The 17379-nt window shown below is 42.1% G+C and carries 17 protein-coding genes; 10 read left to right on the forward strand and 7 right to left on the reverse strand.

Features of this window, described 5'->3' with window-relative positions; translation table 11 throughout:
- Position 1: 1 nt before the first annotated feature.
- The 9 genes from chrA to trxA all read left to right on the forward strand — a co-directional run bounded on the left by chrA (position 2) and on the right by trxA (position 9008).
- Positions 2-1201: a chromate efflux transporter gene (gene chrA, locus ACFPIK_RS16115; RefSeq protein ID WP_377917111.1), complete on the forward strand. Its 1200-nt coding sequence runs from the start codon at positions 2-4 to the stop codon at positions 1199-1201.
- A gap of 78 nt (positions 1202-1279) precedes the next feature.
- On the forward strand, positions 1280-1945 hold the full coding sequence (locus ACFPIK_RS16120; RefSeq protein WP_377917113.1) for a CBS domain-containing protein: 666 nt from the start codon (positions 1280-1282) through the stop codon (positions 1943-1945).
- A 108-nt stretch (positions 1946-2053) separates the two neighbouring features.
- Positions 2054-2929, forward strand: coding sequence for an NAD kinase (locus tag ACFPIK_RS16125; protein ID WP_377917115.1), 876 nt, complete (start codon positions 2054-2056; stop codon positions 2927-2929).
- A gap of 85 nt (positions 2930-3014) precedes the next feature.
- Complete coding sequence (gene porG / locus ACFPIK_RS16130) at positions 3015-3773, forward strand: type IX secretion system protein PorG (RefSeq protein WP_377917117.1); 759 nt, start codon at positions 3015-3017, stop codon at positions 3771-3773.
- An 81-nt stretch (positions 3774-3854) separates the two neighbouring features.
- A complete protein-coding gene (locus ACFPIK_RS16135; RefSeq protein ID WP_377917119.1) occupies positions 3855-4592 on the forward strand; it encodes an isoprenyl transferase in 738 nt (245 codons plus the stop codon).
- A gap of 7 nt (positions 4593-4599) precedes the next feature.
- Positions 4600-7296: a BamA/OMP85 family outer membrane protein gene (locus ACFPIK_RS16140; protein ID WP_377917121.1), complete on the forward strand. Its 2697-nt coding sequence runs from the start codon at positions 4600-4602 to the stop codon at positions 7294-7296.
- A 90-nt stretch (positions 7297-7386) separates the two neighbouring features.
- Positions 7387-7917: an OmpH/Skp family outer membrane protein gene (locus ACFPIK_RS16145; protein ID WP_377917123.1), complete on the forward strand. Its 531-nt coding sequence runs from the start codon at positions 7387-7389 to the stop codon at positions 7915-7917.
- An 84-nt stretch (positions 7918-8001) separates the two neighbouring features.
- Positions 8002-8544, forward strand: a complete 543-nt coding sequence (locus tag ACFPIK_RS16150; RefSeq protein WP_377917125.1) for an OmpH/Skp family outer membrane protein — start codon at positions 8002-8004, stop codon at positions 8542-8544.
- A 158-nt stretch (positions 8545-8702) separates the two neighbouring features.
- A complete protein-coding gene (trxA, locus tag ACFPIK_RS16155; RefSeq protein WP_377917127.1) occupies positions 8703-9008 on the forward strand; it encodes a thioredoxin in 306 nt (101 codons plus the stop codon).
- A gap of 393 nt (positions 9009-9401) precedes the next feature.
- Here the strand turns inward: trxA and ACFPIK_RS16160 are convergent, their stop codons facing one another.
- Entirely contained in the window at positions 9402-10529 is a 1128-nt protein-coding gene (locus ACFPIK_RS16160; protein WP_377917129.1) for an ATP-binding protein, read from the reverse strand.
- Positions 10530-10809: 280 nt separating this feature from the next.
- Here ACFPIK_RS16160 and ACFPIK_RS16165 point away from each other — a divergent pair, with 280 nt between their 5' ends.
- Entirely contained in the window at positions 10810-10977 is a 168-nt protein-coding gene (locus tag ACFPIK_RS16165) for a hypothetical protein (protein ID WP_377917131.1), read from the forward strand.
- On the opposite strand, the gene ACFPIK_RS16170 is transcribed toward ACFPIK_RS16165, so the two are convergent.
- From ACFPIK_RS16170 to ACFPIK_RS16195, 6 genes are all read right to left on the reverse strand, one after another.
- Positions 10967-11704 carry a hypothetical protein gene (locus ACFPIK_RS16170; RefSeq protein ID WP_377917133.1) on the reverse strand — a complete coding sequence of 246 codons (738 nt, stop codon included), beginning with the start codon at positions 11702-11704 and terminating at the stop codon, positions 10967-10969. The two genes, ACFPIK_RS16165 and ACFPIK_RS16170, sit on opposite strands and share 11 nt — an antisense overlap.
- The gene (locus ACFPIK_RS16175; RefSeq protein WP_377917135.1) at positions 11673-12017 is read right to left on the reverse strand and encodes a hypothetical protein; all 345 of its coding nucleotides are present in this window, start codon (positions 12015-12017) and stop codon (positions 11673-11675) included. The genes ACFPIK_RS16170 and ACFPIK_RS16175 overlap by 32 nt, the downstream gene beginning before the upstream one ends.
- Before the next feature lie 202 nt (positions 12018-12219).
- Positions 12220-13392 (reverse strand): hypothetical protein, encoded by a 1173-nt coding sequence (locus ACFPIK_RS16180; RefSeq protein ID WP_377917136.1) that lies wholly within the window; start codon positions 13390-13392, stop codon positions 12220-12222.
- Between the two features lie 329 nt (positions 13393-13721).
- Positions 13722-14069 carry a hypothetical protein gene (locus ACFPIK_RS16185; protein WP_377917138.1) on the reverse strand — a complete coding sequence of 116 codons (348 nt, stop codon included), beginning with the start codon at positions 14067-14069 and terminating at the stop codon, positions 13722-13724.
- Positions 14070-14110: 41 nt separating this feature from the next.
- Entirely contained in the window at positions 14111-15283 is a 1173-nt protein-coding gene (locus ACFPIK_RS16190) for an RHS repeat-associated core domain-containing protein (protein ID WP_377917144.1), read from the reverse strand.
- A 331-nt stretch (positions 15284-15614) separates the two neighbouring features.
- A complete protein-coding gene (locus ACFPIK_RS16195; RefSeq protein ID WP_377917140.1) occupies positions 15615-16952 on the reverse strand; it encodes an RHS repeat domain-containing protein in 1338 nt (445 codons plus the stop codon).
- Positions 16953-17379: the final 427 nt, after the last annotated feature.

Consider the following 17379-nt stretch of genomic DNA (forward strand, 5'->3'; position numbering starts at 1 on the left):
GATGTCGGTCCGGACTGTCCGATATTATGTCTTTCTGAAGGATATTCTTACCCTTTCAATCACTGCATTTGGCGGCCCTCAAGCTTTTTTGGCAATGCTGCTGGAGCGAATGGTGAAGAAAAGAGGATATATCAAAGAGGAGGAGCTTTGGGAGCTCAATGCCCTGTGCAATATGCTACCTGGCCCCTCCTCTACTCAGTTGGTTTCAGCTATCGGATTCCGGGTGGGTGGTCCAAACCTAGCTTACCTTGCACTTTTTGTTTGGATCTTGCCTGCCACTACCCTGATGGTGAGCGCTGCATTTTTGATTGATTTTCTTCAGGAGAATACTCCAGGAGCTTTAAATTTCGCCAGATTCATTCAGCCAATGGCCATTGGCTTCATCATTTTTGCTGCGCAAAAGACCATCAGCAAAATGGTCAAAACCACAGAAGCCATGATCCTGATGTTGATTTCGGCTTTTGTATCTTTCTTTTACAGCTCACCCTATGTCTTCCCGATTATGCTCATCTTGGGAGGATTGAGCACTTCAATCAAGTATAAAAACCAACCCAAAGCCGAAGAAGAAAAACCTCTCAAAATCAAATGGAGCAATTTTTATCTTTGGATTGGAGTTTTGATAGCTGCTGCACTTTCAGGAGCCATTACCAAATATCAGCCTGTACTATTGTTTGAAAACTTCTATCGAAACGGAAGCTTGATTTTCGGTGGTGGCCAGGTATTGGTCCCTTACTTGTATACTGAATTTGTAGACTTCAAACACTTTTTAAATTCAGAGGAATTTCTTACCGGCTATGCCATTTCTCAGGGAATTCCCGGACCGACATTTTCCATAGCTTCATACATTGGCGCACTTTCTATGCGTGAGTTTGGAATGAGTGGGTTCATTATCGGTGGAATGATCGGTGCGGCCGGAATATTTCTACCGGGGATCTTCCTGATCTTCTTTGTGATCCGGTTTTGGGATCAACTCAAGCTTTACCGACCTGTCAGGGCTGCACTCGAGGGGATCAATGCCGTATCCTGCGGAATGCTCATTGCTGCAGCCTATTTGCTTTTTGAACCGCTGGAAGCGAACGGGTTAAATATTTTTTTCATTCTTGGCACTTATGCTTTGCTCCAATTTTCAAAAATCTCTTCCCCCATCATCATCTCCGGGGGTATTGTATTGGGAATATTAGTCGGTCATTTTTTCGGATAACTCACAAAAAAAGCTCCTGGGAACAAGATTAGCCTAGAAACCGTTTTGTGTTCTAAATTGATTTCCTAACTTTCTCTTATGCAAGCCTACGAATTCATCAACAGTCTCATCCCGCCGCTCAAGTTGACAGACCGAGCAGGCATGGCATTGAGCTGGATGGAAGAGATCAGAACTGATTCCCTACCTGTGACCGATCAAGGGAAATTTCTGGGCTTTATTGAGGATGAAATCATCTTTGAGCAAAATGACTCCGAAGAACTGATCGGTAAAATTCAATTGGAAGGCAACGGATGTTGGGTATACTCTGATAAGCATATCTATGATGTGCTGCGGGTAGCTTCTGAAAATCATTCAAATCTGGTGGCCGTTTTGGACCGGGAAAATACCTACTTAGGTGTCATTACCATGGAAGATGCCATTTCAGCCTTTGCAGACAGTCTTTCCATCAAATCCCAAGGGAGCGTACTGATCCTATCCATGGAGATGAAAGATTACCAACTATCGGAAATTTCAAGATTGGTGGAATCGGAAAACACCAAAATCCTAAGTTGCTTTATTACCTCTGATCCACTGGATGACAGCAAGATCAAACTGACCTTAAAGATGGACAAGCCCGAATTACGTCATGTAAAAGCTACATTAGAACGATTTGGCTACCGGGTGATTGACCATTACCAGGAGGAAACAGGGATTACGAGCGAAGAAGACCGGATCGGTAACTTGCTCAGATTTTTAGATATTTGAGTAAAAATCACCTACCACTAGGCCCATAAATACATTTAATATCCAGGCCAATCCAGCCTGTCCTACTATCAAACCAGGCCAGAGCATTTTAAATCAAACGAAGATCAGATGAAAGTAGCCTTGCATGGCCTCGCGCTGAAGCCTGAATTTTTACCTCAAATTCAAAGCTTATTCAATGTTTTGGAATTGAGCAGAGCTGAAATTTTTGTCACCGAGTCGTTTGACAAGCAATTAAAGAGCCATGGAAAAGCCTCCTTCAACTATCGGATTTTGGAAACTAGGGAAGATTATGAGGGATTGGATTTTTTCCTTTCCATTGGTGGAGATGGGACGCTTCTCGATTCAGTCAGCCTAATAGGCAGTAAAGAGATTCCAATCTTGGGACTAAATACAGGAAGACTTGGATTTTTAGCTACAGTGGCCACCGATAAAATTGAAGAATCCATTGGAAACTTGGTAAGCGGCAACTACCAGATCGAATCCCGTACCCTGCTGTCACTGGAAAGTAATCGAAAGCTGTTTCATGGAGTAAACTTTGCCCTGAATGAATTTACCATTCATAAGCGGGACACCTCATCCATGATTACAGTACATACCTATATAGACGGCAAATACCTTAACTCTTATTGGGCTGATGGACTGATTGTCTCCACTCCCACAGGATCTACCGGTTATTCCCTGAGCTGCGGAGGTCCTTTAATTACCCCAGGGGCCAAAAACTTTGTCCTCACTCCCGTAAGTCCTCACAACCTCAATGTGAGGCCTATCATAGTTTCCGATGAATCAGTAATCAGCTTTGAAATAGAAGGAAGGAGTGACAAGTTTCTCATTTCTTTGGATTCCAGGTCTACAGCCATCTCCTCAGATTTAAAGCTAAGTGTGAAAAAAGAAAAGTTTTCAGCAAAATTAGTGAAATTGCCGACCGATCATTTCTTTGATACCCTCAGACAAAAGCTGAATTGGGGGTTTGACATGAGAAATTAAAGAGCTTTAAAGCTTAACAATTATTAACCCGGGAAATACAAAAGGGCGTTTTTTAAACGTTAGGTACTTCATAACTTGCATCGTCTTGAAAAAAGTCAATTTTAAGATTTTCAATCACTTAGTAATACTTGTCCTTTGGGTGGCTTTGGCTGTACCCGGATTTGGGCAAAAATATGAAATAGGCGGCGGCATTGGAGTCGGGGTTTATTCAGGTGATATCATCAGAAAAATTGACCCGGGCCAATTTGGCCTTCAGGGAACGTTGTTTGGCAAGAGAAATTTTGACAATGTTTGGAGCTTAAGAGTAGCATTGAGTACTTCAGTATTACAGGCTGATGATGAAATCAAACCCATCGACCTTGTATTCCAAAGTAGAGATGCGCGCTTCAAAGGAGGAGTAATCGAAGGATCTGCTGTAATGGAATTCAATTTCTTGGATTATTTAAGAAATGATTCGGAATTCAGGTACTCACCCTATGCCTTTTTCGGTGTGGGATATTCCTTCTTTACCATGAAAGGAAGACCAAGTGCCGAAAGATTTACACCTGCAGAGTATTACCAGCTATTTTCTCCGGTGATCCCTTTTGGAGGAGGAATCAAATATAGGCTAAGCGATCAATGGACACTGGCCGCAGAGCTTGGCATACGAGCCACTTTTACTGACTATTTGGATAAAATAGACTCCAAATTAGGAGTGATTCCTGTTTCTGAAATTGACCCGATTACGGGAGCTCAATTAACCCACATCATTAATTTTGGCAACCCCAACACCAAAGACTGGTACTATTTTCTAGGGGTCACCCTCAGTTATACCATCCCCAATGTAAGGTGCTACGCCTATTAATTAATTGACCTCTAGGGAAGATTATTGAAAAAGAAATAGCATTTTTGTACCTCCAAAAATGTAGGTACCCAAGCCATTGGAATGAAGGAAACACTAGACCTAACCAATATCCCCAAACATATTGCAATCATCATGGACGGCAATGGCCGTTGGGCTAAGAAAAAAGGCGCCATGAGAATTTTCGGACATCGAAATGCCATTCAGGCAGTGAAAGATGCTATCGAAGGAGCTGACAAACTGGGGGTTAAATACCTTACTTTATTTTCCTTTTCAACCGAAAATTGGTCGCGTCCTCAGGATGAAGTAAAAGCTTTGATGGAATTGCTAGTCAAGACCATCATTGACGAAATCTCCCTGATGATGAATAACAATATCCGACTGGATGCTATTGGTGACCTTGAAAGCCTTCCTCCTTCTGCTTACGAAAAATTGATGGAAGCCAAGAAAGTGACCTCTACCAATACAGGACTCACGGTCATATTAGCACTCAGCTACAGTGGCCAATGGGAACTGGCAAAAGCCACCCAACGCATTGCTCAAAAAGTATCCGAAGGAAAATTAAAGCCTGAAGAAATTACCCAACAGGTCATGGCTGACCATTTGGACACCGCCGGAATCCCAGATCCCGAGCTTATGATCCGAACCAGCGGTGAATACCGAATCAGTAATTTCTTATTGTGGCAATTAGCCTATACCGAGTTATATTTTACTCCGGTGCTATGGCCAGATTTCAGACGGGAACATCTCTATGCAGCAGTAGAAGATTACCAAAAAAGAGAACGAAGATTCGGGAAGACCGGTGAGCAAGTTAAATCTTAAGTACTAGATGAAAAGAAGTTTATTAATTCTGTTTTGTTTGATTTGGTCGGTAGGCGCTCATGCCCAAATCCGTTTGGGTCAAAGCCGATATGCATCACCAAGACCGGTCAACATATTGGAATTGAATTACTCCAAACCTCAGAAATTTCGCATTGCAGAAATAAAGGCAGTGGGTCTATCCACCCTCGATGAGATTGCCATCATTTCCCTTTCAGGGCTTAAAGTAGATGATCGAATTGATGTGCCCGGCGATGCCATATCCGGAGCACTCAAAAAACTTTGGGGTCAAGGAATCATCGGAGATGTCAAAATCCTGGTCACCAAAATTGAAGGTGAGGATATTTACCTTCTGCTTGATCTGGCGGAGCGACCAAGATTCTCCAGAGTTGAATTTTCAGGGATTAACAAAACACAGGAGGGTGAACTCCGGGACAAAGTCAATATCAGAGGTCGGGTAGTTCGGGATGATGTGCTCAACACAGCAAAAAGAAACATCGAAAAATATTACCTCGACAAAGGTTTCCTAAATACTGAAGTCAAGATTGTTCAGGAAAGGGACACAACCTTGCCTAACAGTGTCAAGCTCCGATTTGACATCAATACCAACTCCAAGGTAAAAATCAATGAAATCGCCATTTATGGCAATGAAGAAATTTCGGACCGGGCTATCAAAGGCAAGCTGAAGAAGACAAAAGAACATGCCAGAGTGGCTATTTTTAAAGATGTCTATTCAAGAATCACGGATGCAGATCTCTCCAGCATTTCTCAATCTGTATTTCGTACAGACCCCGCCTCCCAGGAAGAGGTCACAAACTATATCAACAAAAACTTAAAGCTCAACTTCTTCAACGGATCCAAGTACATCCCTAAAGAATACCGTGCAGATAAGGAAAAAGCAATTGCATTCTACAACAGCAAAGGTTTCCGCGATGCAAAAATCCTGGACGACTCTGTGTACAAATTCTCAGAAGATAAAATCAATATTGATATCGCTGTAGAAGAGGGTAAAAAATACTATTACCGCAACATCACTTTTACCGGCAATTACATCCATGAAGATGATGTACTTCTAGCCAAATTGGGGATTCAAAAAGGGGATGTCTACGACAAAGAAAAGCTGGACAAACGGCTCAATTATGATCCTCAAAAAGGGGATGATGTGAGCTCCCTCTATCAGGATAATGGCTATCTGTTTTTCAATATTGATCCGGTAGAAATCAACGTGACCGGAGATTCCATAGACTTGGAAATGCGAATTTTCGAGGGCCCTCAGGTGACCGTTAACAGCGTAAGCATCAAAGGCAATGAACGTACCTCTGACCACGTAGTGATGAGGGAAATCCGTATTCTTCCCGGACAGAAATTCAACCGAAGCCTATTAGTAAGAACGATCCGGGAACTATCTACTTTAGGTTATTTTGACCCTGAAAAGATCAACCCTGATTTGAAACCCAACTTCGAAAGCGCTACGGTGGATATTACTTTTGAACTCGTAGAACGACCAAATGACCAGATCGAATTATCAGGTGGATGGGGTGGATTCTATGGATTTGTAGGTACTGTAGGACTAGTATTTAACAACTTCTCGGTCAAAAATATTGGAGATTTCAGCAAATGGGATCCGCTTCCAGTAGGTGATGGTCAAAAGCTTTCCCTTAGGATACAAGCCAATGGTCAAACCTTCCAAAACTATTCGCTCTCACTTACGGAGCCGTGGTTTGGAGGCAAAAAGCCAAACGCTTTGAGCTTCTCTTTCAACCATTCGGTACAGCGGCAGGTTGACTTTTTCAACCAAGTACCCGATGCAGACATTCTTGGTTTCTTTAAAATTACAGGAGTAACAGTAGGACTTGCCAAACGAGTCACTTGGCCGGATGATTACTTCAGTGTGAGTAATTCACTTCAATTCCAGAATTACGAATTCAACCAGTTTGGTACTTCCTTTGGTCTAAGCTACCCAACCGGAAATTCTAAAAGTGTTACCTTAAATACCACCATCGCCAGAAATAACGTAGACAACACGATCTATCCAAGGCTTGGGTCTAACATCATTCTATCTTCTGAATTTACCCCACCTTATAACTCACTCAACCGTAAACTAACGGATGAGTCGACCGATCAGGAAAAATACAACTGGCTGGAATACCACAAGTGGATGTTTGATGCTTCCTTTTTCACCCCGGTGTTTGGCTCTTCCAAATGGGTAGCAAGCGCCAGAGCTCATATGGGTTTTGTGGGATCATATGGCAATAAGATTGGCATCATTCCTCTAGAGCGTTTTGTCATGGGAGGGGATGGGATGACATTCAACAACTTCGCCCTTGGACAAGAAATCATCGGCCTGAGAGGATACGAAAACCAAACGATTACACCTGGAAGAGCCACTAGAGGGACAGCCAACCCAGATCCGTATGGAGGAGTAGTCTACAACAAATACGTAATGGAGCTTCGATTCTTGGTTTCTCCTAATCCATCAGCAACCATCTTCCTGCTGACATTCGCTGAAGCTGGAAATAACTGGGGATCCTATAAAGACTTTAACCCTTATGATCTGAAAAAATCAGCAGGCGTTGGTGCAAGGATATTTATGCCAGCATTTGGTCTTTTAGGAGTGGATTGGGGCTATGGATTTGATCCGATTCCGGGAAGCCTTCAGCGAAGTGGGCCGCAATTCCACTTTACCATAGGCCAGCAATTCAGATAATCTTCCAAATGCGCCGAACGTTAGTTAATTTATGTAAAAATTAAAGTCGCATATTACTGTTGGCTAAGGCTCGGAAAACTGGACGAAGACATGAATAAATCACTGAAAATTGTACTTTTGCTGCTCTTTATGCTGAATTCAGGGCACATTTCAGCTCAAAAGTTTGGCTACATCGACTCAGAGTACATCCTCAACAAGCATCCTGACTATAAAACAGTACAGGAGGAGTTGAAGAAGCTGAGTGATCAATGGAAGAAAGAGGCACAAAGTTTGGATCAGGAGATCAAGGAACTCAATACCCAACTGAAAGCTGAAGAGGTATTACTCACCGAAGAGATGTACCAAAAGCGGCTCGAAGAGATCAAAGCAAAGCAAAAGGCTTCGCAGGAATTTAACAGCAGAATCTTTGGAATCGACGGGATGTATTACCAAAAGCAAGCAGAGCTGTTACAGCCCCTACAATCCAAAATCTATGATGCCATCGAACGGGTATCGCGAAGAAATAACCTCGCAGTCCTATTTGATAAAGCAGCTGGACCATCTGCGATTATCTATACAGACCCTAGACACGATTATTCGGAGTTTGTATTGGAAGAATTAGGAATCGAAGACAATAAGTAACCAACCTATCAAGCCAAGGTCTAAGCTTCTGAAAGGACCACTCAGTAATTTATCAGTGAACATTTAAAAACAAATTATACTCATATGAAAGTAAAAGTTATCCTAGCCGCAGTGGCATTGCTGTTCGTAGGATTCACCGCTCAGGCTCAAACTGTAAAAATCGGTTACACGAGCGTAGAGTTTATCATGGACCTGATGCCAGAGATGGAGCAAATCGGTGCAGATATCCAAGATTACCAAACTCAGCTGCAAACCAACATCCAGACTAAGGCTGCTGATTTCCAAAAGCAAGTTCAAGCCTATCAGCAAGCGGCACAAACCATGACAGAAACTGCAAGAGCTGCAAAAGAACAGGAGCTTACCAAACTTCAGGGAGACCTTCAGAAGTATGAGCAGGATGCGCAAGTTTCTTACCAAAGAAAACTCCAGGAGCTATTGGAGCCGGTACAGACCAAAGTAATCAATGCGATCAATGCAGTAGCCGCAGAAAACAACTACACGCACATTTTCGCTGAAACAGCCGGCCAGTCACCCATCCTTCTCTACACCAAAGAAGAAGACAAGTTCACCGAGCTGGTATTGGCAAAATTAGGAATTCAAATTCCTCAGCAACCCGCTCAGAAATAAACCAAACGAACCGGCCCCAAAGGCCGGTTTTTTTTGAGCCTCTCCAAAAACGAAACCCTATAAGTAGCTAGGCCTGCCAGGTTAAGAAAAACCTCCCAGGTCTTTTTACCTTTAGACCAGAGAAGATTAATTTCCCATTTGCTCGTTGTTTAATACCGATGCCCAAGAAGAATCCAAAGGAAATCATCAGCCAAAGCCAAGATGCCATTTTGGTAGATTTTTATGCGGATTGGTGCGGCCCCTGCCAAACGATGAATCCGGTACTGGAGGAAACCTTGGAGGAATTGGAAGGGAAAATCAAGCTACTCAAGCTCAACGTGGACAAGCACCCTCAGCTAGCCCAGCAATTTGCGGTAAGATCCATCCCACATTACATCCTCTTCAAGCGGGGCAAAATCCTCTGGAGAAAAGGAGGAATCCTCACCAAACGAGATCTGATTCAGCAGCTGAAAGGGTTTGTATAAATTACTTTAAGGTATACTTCAACTAATCTATGATACCAGGAAGTCTCTTTTAATTTCACGAGAAGGATTCCTTTTCGAGAAGGAATCTAATTTCCACCCAATAAAAATTGCCTACCTAGCTACGGTTTTAAATAAAACCATTGAGAAAAATTAAGAGAATTAAGATCATACAAAGACTTCCTTGCCTAGGAGAAATATTGGGATTCCAAAGTTTAGCTGAGATTTTCAGTTCCTTATGCTTCTTAATGATTCATTAGTTCAATTATTCACTATCGGATTTCTGTTAAGGAGTTATTCATTCTGCTTAACGCGATTTCTCTGATCCGTGATCCGTTTGTTTGCACCTCAAGCAATTTAAACCCGGAACACTTTCCAGGTATTCAGACGAGATCCCTACAAAACAAAAAGTTCCAGATTTTCAGGATGAATAGTCTGTATTGAGGCTTCGGGATATGCCTGCCGAAAGGTAGAGGGAATCTTTGCTTTGGCTTTTGAACTCCATTTGAATTCCCAAGCGGAAAGCTTCCCTCCTACTTCCTCCACATAATCAATTTCCTGTTGGGCATGGGTCCTCCAAAAATACCCGCTATTAAACTGCCCATCTAGGGCATTTTTCTTGAAACGTTCCGCCATTAAAAAATTTTCCCACAAAGCTCCGACATCCGTCCTACTTTCCAAGGGAAGAAAATTATTGATCAGGCTGTTTCGGATACCATTGTCTACAAAATAGACTTTCTTAGCCTTTTTGAGCTCATTCCGCAGATTTCTACTAAAAGAACCCAGCCTGAAAATGATAAACGTTTGTTCCAACAGGGTGATGTATTTTTCCACGGTCTCATTGTCCAAACCGGCCATCATCCCCAATTCGTGGTAAGAAACCTCATTCCCTACCTGATAAGCCAAAGCCTGAAGCAACTTGATGATCTGTTCAGGTTTACGCAAATTTCCCAATGAAAAGACATCTTTGAATAAGTAAGAATCTGCAATCATTCGTAGCCGATCGGCTGCGTCGGATAGATTCAGGACAATTTCAGGATAATATCCATAGATCATTCGTGAAGGGATCATCCGCTTTTCTTCTAAAAAATTGCTTTGGTTTACCATTTCTGTAAAAGAGAAAGGGAAAAGAAAGTATTCCCATTTTCTTCCGGTAAGGGGTTCCTTTATTCGATTAGAAAGCTCAAAAGCAGAGGAACCGGTGGCCAACACTTTTACCTCAGGAAAATTATCAACGATGATTTTGATACAAATACCAATATTTTGAATTCGTTGTGCTTCATCGATGACAAGCGTTTTCGCTTTTCCAATCAATGTTTTGAGTTTGGTAGAACTTGGGCTTTCCAGTAGTTCGCGGATATCTGCATCATCTCCATTCCACCACAGTATGGGAGGCTGAAAACTATCGGCATGGTGCTTCAATAGGGTGCTTTTGCCCACTTGTCTTGGACCAAAAATGATAATGGCTTTTGGGTCTTGAAGCCGCTTGGTTAGCTTATCCTGTAATTGCCTCTGAATGAACATAATCGCAAATTTAATTTAATTTTTGCGATTATAATCGCTGATTTCATATGAATTCTGCGATTTTGTAATATCTATAGCATCCATCTGGCTATCGGGATGCAATTGGCCTTCATTTTTGTAGATGTATCATAAGCAAATTACTCCCGACTGCTGTACGGGATTTGTTTGGATAGAAAGGTAGGATCGAGCGTCAGAAAAAGCATTAGAAATGCTTTTTAGCGAGAGGCCGGTTCCGATAGGTATCGGAAGCAGGGCGGACAAACTACACCTAGTCCTATTCATGATTCTTCTACTACAAGAAGGAGCGGATTGCAACCTCCTCTTACTCGGCGACTGCGGTAGACCTACTACCATCTCTTTACAACATGTCTTTGATTCACTTCAAGGACTTCACGACACACCTACACCCAGAGGGAGAGACTTCCCATCTGCCTTGATTATTGCTTGATATTTATCCTTTGAGTGAAGGTAGAACTCACTAAAGTATCACCAGACACCGGCTCTATTTCAACATCCAACATCACAACACTATCCTCTAAGCCAATCCCTTTATAAATGACCAAATAGGTATCTTTATCAATTTCATGAGTTTCAAGTTTTGACTTTGTATTGTAATGGTAAAAACTCAAACTCCCTTTGAACGGAAAGACATTCCTTAGTCGAAGTTTAAGTTCACCTGGATTTTCTATTTCAGCATCAACAACCTTAAGATTAAGAGAATTATATACTTTCACCCCATTTTCGTAGGTACCTAAATAATACAAATCCTCTCCATTTCTAATAACATGATTTGTTAACAATTGCTGAGTAACCTCAATCTCCATTGAGTCATTGATAGGATTAATCTCTTTATCAAGACTGAATGAAAGATATTTTTTAGACTTTGTTACTGGAAAACCTTCTGTCATTTCAGTTTCGACAAGACCAAAAATACTCCTAGATTGTACGATCTTAGAATTATTGCTTTTATCAATAATCTCAATTTGATCAATATTCACTGAGCCTCGCCGAAAATTTAAAACGACTTCGCCGGAATCTCCTACAATCTTTACAGAAGTATTATCCCCAATAAAAATCTCTTGCTTGCTTTTCTCGCAGGAAAAAAAGGTAATGGGTAAAAAAACCAATAATATGATGATTAAATTATCTCTTTTCATTATCTTCTTTACTTTCATTATTTGATTTAACCGCTCTTTGTATTTCATTTTTGTTTGTGGAATATCTTACCTCAGTGGTATCCTTCCCTCCAACAACCCTCTTATAAGAATGATTAAATCCTCCTATTTCGTTATTTGTTACTTTGTAGTCAATAAACGTTGTATCGTTTTTAGTTTCTGAGGCTGTTTCATTACTGGAATTGTCGACATTTGAAGAATTGGCTATTTCAGACGTTAATCCAAACAACGTCCCAAGAGCCTCTGCAATTTTCTCCATAAATCCCCCTGAAGGTAAGCTTTTCCCTATTTCACCTATCCCATCGGTGTTCACGAATCCATTGATGTCCCCCCTCTAGGCGTAGTATCTCCTCAGGATCTCTGAGGTTCAAGTGGGCGCTGGGTGGAATTTGCAATTCCACCCTAATATTCTTACCAATTTGTAATTGGCTATGTTTGTTTAACTTTTGCATCCTAAGCAAATTACAAATTTGTTTGGATAGAAAGGTGTAGATGCAATCTACACCTAGTCCCAATCAAACTTCTTCTACACCCAGAGGGGGATCCCAGGAGAGGATTACCACCGAACGAATGCTCTCACCCATGGGAATGGGCTTGACCAAGGCAACTTCTCCTGACCACTGGGAGCCACTAAAATTGTTTTGCTCGTATCCGTTGGGATACCTGATGTCCATCCGCATTTTGGCTACTGAGGTTTGGATAGACCAGGTGGATTTGGTGAAGCGGAGGCCGAGTCGAATACCGTCTCCCTCGCGGACAGGACCCTCACCTTCATCAAAGAAGCGCTTGGCCACCCAGGTACCGTAAGCTTCTACCTGCTGGGTAAATCCATAGCTTAGCCCTGCCTCTGCAAAGATTCCCTCCCCAAACGATGTCAGGGGATCGTACCAAAGCAGGATGCCTGTCCGCTCCAGCAGTTTGGCATCTTTGAGTTCATTGGGTTCGAGGAGATGAAGTTTCCGTTTGGGATCTTTCAGCAGCTCCACCTGTACATTTCCCAGAGTATCCAACAGGAGTTTGGCGGACTTGCCATTCAGCTTTTCCAGGTATTCATCCGGGATGTGCTTGGCCTTACCGACGGCAGTCTCCTTTGCCTGTGCCATCAATTCTTTAGGTTCGGCACCCTGCTGCATCAGCTGATCAAGCGCATCCTTGCCATAAAAATCAGGGATCTTGGCATTTGCCGGATTCCAGCATTCGGAGAGCGTGCCGCTGAGCGTCTGCTCGATCTTGGGCATCAGCCATTCATTGATCAGGGCTTTCAGGTTTTCCTCACTCTGATCCAGTAACCCATCCAAGCCCTCCAGATCGGACACTTGGGCCAGCTTGGTTTTAGAACTTTCCACACCTTCCAGGGTACGATCCACAGCTGACTTCAACTCTTCCCCGGGGATCTCCTGCTCTTCGAGCATGCTTTGAAGGACCTCTGCCTCCCGATCCAAAACCTCCTGTCCTTTTGCCTTCAGCACACTTACCACCGAGTCCTGAGTCGTGCTGTCCTGCGCAGCTTCTTTCAGTTTCTTCACTTCGGATCGCAGGGAATCGTAGGAATTCTTCAAGCCCTGAACCTGTCGCAACTCCTCGAGATAAGGAATCTCCGGCTTGGTAGCCAAGGCCTCCAAACCATTTGCAGGAATCCCCTTCGGCAGGCCTCCTCCGATACCAGGCACCTTGAGTCCAATAGGCAAGATCTGGGCGAAAGCAGGAACCCAAATTGTGACTAAAACACAGAAAAGGAAAAAGGATTTTAAAGGCATTGGGTGGTTAAAAATTTTATCTAAAATAGCTTAGCAATTAATCTTCTATGCTTGAATAATAATCTTTACAGTAGAATCCTCTTCGTAATCAAATTACTCCCGACTACTGTACGGGATTTGTATTTATATCAAGGTAGGATCGATCGTAAGAAAAAGCTTTTGTAAAGGTTTTTAGCGAGAGGCCGGACCCGATAGTTATCGGGAGAAGGGCCGAAAATCTACACCTAGTCCTAACCATATTCCTTCTACACCCAGCGCGGTCATTGTCGTTGTTCAATCTGCTGCCTTTGCTTCTCTTGTAAATTCCTCTCTCGTTGTTGGGAACCAGTATAGATTACTGCTGCTACCGAAATAATCATATAAAGTATTACACCAAAACCAAAAGAACTACTTGGCGTTTTTTCTTTAAAAGAACCTGAATAAAAAATTACGAAGTAATTTATTAAAGCAATTACGCCACCAATTCCAAAAGCAAAAGCTACGCTGAAAGGCAAATCTGGAAAGTAATAATAGCTTATGAAATCATAAACAGCAAAAAAATTAGCTGTCAAAATAGTAGTCGATAACCAAAAGGTCATTGCTTCTGGCATTCTATCTTTTTTCCTCACATAAAAATGATATATCGAGGCGCAAAAATTCAAGTATATCATCATTGTTTTGTTTTGTAGTTATAAAATGGTTTCGCAATCAGAAAATAAGTTCCGCTAACCGCCCAACCATAGCCAGGAAGAAAACCAATTGCCCCAAAAGTAGCATCTAATGCAGCTTCAGAACCTCCAATTGCTCCCGTTCTATATTGAGCATATGTGCCAAGTAATCCAACAAATCCAAAAGCCCTACCACCCCATTTGAGGGCAGTTCCTGTATTCTGTAAGAGTTTGGTTGGTACGCTAATATTTACAACTGGTGTCCTTATAATAGTTTCGGGATGTAATCTACCGTACTTTCCTCTGTCTAGAAGTATATTACCAATTTTGTTTTCAGCAGCACCGCCAACAAAATCAGCTTTTGGACTTGTATATGAATTTATAAAACTAGCTGTAGTACTCCAAAAATCACCACCTCCGCCGCTTTGTGCATTCTCAAAAGAATTACTTCCTCCTCCAAAGAATCCATTAATCCTAATTCCTTCAGAACTATTTTCTGTCATTGGCGCTCTTGAAATAATATGCCATTTCCCATCTCTTAATTGAGAAGCTCCCCATCTGTTTTGTACAACTGCCCCTTCCGCATAAAGATCCTTAGTCTTTTCTCCTTCACTGCATCCATTTGGACATCTTCCATCAGGGTCAATGTATCTAATTGGATTATTCCATCCATAAGCATAAGGTGACTTATCTATTTGGTTCGGATAATCTGCTAACGGATCCACCACACCCCATCTCCCGATCACCGGATCATACATCCTTGCCCCGTAGTCGTAGTACTGCAGTCCAGCGTCCTCAATCAGCTCCTTGCCGTTGTAGAGGTACTTATTCTTCTTCACCCCGGCGTACTCGTAGCCGATACCCGTCAGTTCCAAGCCCCAAGGATCGTAGTGTGTCTCTTGTACTAGGATCGATTCCTGACTCAGAATCTTGAAGTTGTCGAACCATACGTCCTGACTGGTCTCGTTGACCACGAAGGTTTCAATATACCCATTTTTCTTGATTGCCAGTTTCTCTTCCAGTTCCTCGTGTTGGTTGGCTGCATTGCGGGTCAGGACTTTCTTGCCCACCTCATATCGGTTGCTGTCTTGGTCATACAGGGCATAGATCAGGTAGGCTTCCGGAGTCTCCTTCTTCTGCAGGTCCTTGGCTACGATGTCCACCAGATTCAGCATCACTATCGGGATGGGGCTTTCCCTATAATTTTGAAACAAATAGTGATATTAATATTATTAAGGTTGATAAAATTATTTTTCCAGTTATGGATAATAAATCATGGAGTACCAATAGAATTTTTAATTTTTTAAGAATAGATAAATCATTAAATTCATAATTAATTATTTCCACTATCTCCTTACGGATTAAGGAAAAAAATATTGATCTCCCCCTAAATATAATTGAGTATTTTTCGTTCAATAAATATATAATATAGAGATAAATTATGGTAATAACCAAATGAAAACCTATTAAATAAAGGAAGTATCTAAAATACATTAATAATTAAATTTAGTCTTTTTTAATCCTTCTATTAATTTCAACTCTAGTTGCATCAGTTTTAGTTAAACTATTCTCTTTCAGGTCGCTTTTAAGACTATCTGTAGATGTATTTCTATTATTCTGACTATTAACATATTTTGTCACATCGTTTAGAATTTTTGAAAACTGTTCAATAGAAACACCAAGCTTTTCAGCAAAATTTCCCAAATCTCCTTCAGACATATTAGAAACACTAACTGGTTCTCCAAGGAATTGAGTATATGAGGCTTCAGCCCAAACTCCACCTCCAAGAGCTTTTCCAGGTGAAACAAAAGGAATCATTCCTCCAAGTTGAGAGCCATCAGCAGAAGTATTGAATTCAAAAGAACCATCTGGTAACCCTGTTGGAGCACCTCCCAGAAAACCTCCTATCCCGAAACTAAGTCCTGACAAATCCTCTAAGTTTCCACTATTTAAATATGTTCCAACCCCTCCTGCTATTCCAGCTCCTGACGCTGGCCCCATTGATCCATTAATATATTGTACAGCATGTATACCCTTCTGATCTTTTCTGGTTCCAATGGCAATTCCATATGAACCACTAGCTGTAAAACTTAAATTTCCAGCAACAGGTACTATGCCACGACCTTCTGTTTGGATTGATACTGACTCTAATCCTTCAAGTTCAACATGCGCAACTACCTTATTTTCACTAAAAGCATACGGACTATTGTGTACATATTTATCAGCTAGGGGATCAATATTAAAGAACCTTCCAATATCTGGCTGATGATTTCTCCACTTGAAAGAACTCCAATTCAGTCCTAAATCATCAATTGATTCCTGACTCTGAAATTTCCAGTTATTCTTCTTCACCCCCGCGTACTCGTAGCCGATGCCTGTCAGTTCCAAGCCCCATGGATCATAATGCGTCTCCTGCACTAGAATCGAACCTTGGCTTAAGATCTTGAAGTTGTCAAACCAGACATCTTGCGATGTTTCATTGACCACGAAGGTTTCAATATACCCATTTTTCTTGATCGCCAGTTTCTCTTCCAGTTCCTCGTGTTGGTTGGCAGCGTTTCGGGTCAGGACTTTCTTGCCGACTTCGTATCTATTGCTGTCTTCGTCATACAGCGCATAGATCAGGTAGGCTTCCGGGGTTTCCTTCTTCTGCAGGTCTTTGGCCACGATGTCCACCAGATTCAGCACCGCGATCGGGTTAGGCCCTCCGGCCATTTGGCTGTTCAGCGCCAGTTCGTTCAGCTGATCCAGCAGGGCCGTCTTGCCGCCCATCGCGGCGAAGCTGGCCTCATTGACTCTTGCTTTCTTCTTGTCCAGAAACTTCCCGTGTACCGACAGGGTCACGCTGTCCCCCCTAGGTGTAGTCTCTACTCAGCAACTCTGAAGTCCAGTTTGGCGCTGGGTGAAGTTTGCAACTTCACCCTAATATCCTTACCAATTTTTAATTGGCTCACTTTCTTCAGATCTTGCATCGTAAGCAAATTACAAATTTGTATTTATATAAAGGTGTAGATGCAATCTACACCTAGTCCTAATCATATTCCTACTACTCCCAGAGGGGGCGTACTCGTAGCCGATGCCCGTCAGTTCCAAGCCCCCTCTAGGCGTAGTATCTACTCAGCAACTCTGAAGTTCGGTTGTGTGCTGGGTGAAGTTTGCAACTTCACCCTCATATCCTTACCAATTTGCAATTGGCTTAGAAACCTTTATTACCAATAATCTACTTCTATCAAACCCTTCAAACCAGAATAATTCCTAGCACTCGAGTATA

The organism is Algoriphagus aquatilis, assembly GCF_042657405.1.
Lineage (GTDB): Bacteria > Bacteroidota > Bacteroidia > Cytophagales > Cyclobacteriaceae > Algoriphagus > Algoriphagus aquatilis.

Excerpts from the sequence above, each read along its gene's own strand:
- chrA (WP_377917111.1), top strand. The coding sequence starts at position 2 with ATGTCGGTCCGGACTGTCCGATATTATGTCTTTCTGAAGGATATTCTT.
- ACFPIK_RS16120 (WP_377917113.1), top strand. The coding sequence starts at position 1,280 with ATGCAAGCCTACGAATTCATCAACAGTCTCATCCCGCCGCTCAAGTTG.
- ACFPIK_RS16125 (WP_377917115.1), top strand. The coding sequence starts at position 2,054 with ATGAAAGTAGCCTTGCATGGCCTCGCGCTGAAGCCTGAATTTTTACCT.
- ACFPIK_RS16135 (WP_377917119.1), top strand. The coding sequence starts at position 3,855 with ATGAAGGAAACACTAGACCTAACCAATATCCCCAAACATATTGCAATC.
- ACFPIK_RS16140 (WP_377917121.1), top strand. The coding sequence starts at position 4,600 with ATGAAAAGAAGTTTATTAATTCTGTTTTGTTTGATTTGGTCGGTAGGC.
- ACFPIK_RS16145 (WP_377917123.1), top strand. The coding sequence starts at position 7,387 with ATGAATAAATCACTGAAAATTGTACTTTTGCTGCTCTTTATGCTGAAT.
- ACFPIK_RS16150 (WP_377917125.1), top strand. The coding sequence starts at position 8,002 with ATGAAAGTAAAAGTTATCCTAGCCGCAGTGGCATTGCTGTTCGTAGGA.
- trxA (WP_377917127.1), top strand. The coding sequence starts at position 8,703 with ATGCCCAAGAAGAATCCAAAGGAAATCATCAGCCAAAGCCAAGATGCC.
- ACFPIK_RS16160 (WP_377917129.1), bottom strand. The coding sequence starts at position 10,529 with ATGTTCATTCAGAGGCAATTACAGGATAAGCTAACCAAGCGGCTTCAA.
- ACFPIK_RS16165 (WP_377917131.1), top strand. The coding sequence starts at position 10,810 with ATGATTCTTCTACTACAAGAAGGAGCGGATTGCAACCTCCTCTTACTC.
- ACFPIK_RS16170 (WP_377917133.1), bottom strand. The coding sequence starts at position 11,704 with ATGAAAGTAAAGAAGATAATGAAAAGAGATAATTTAATCATCATATTA.
- ACFPIK_RS16190 (WP_377917144.1), bottom strand. The coding sequence starts at position 15,283 with ATGCTGAATCTGGTGGACATCGTAGCCAAGGACCTGCAGAAGAAGGAG.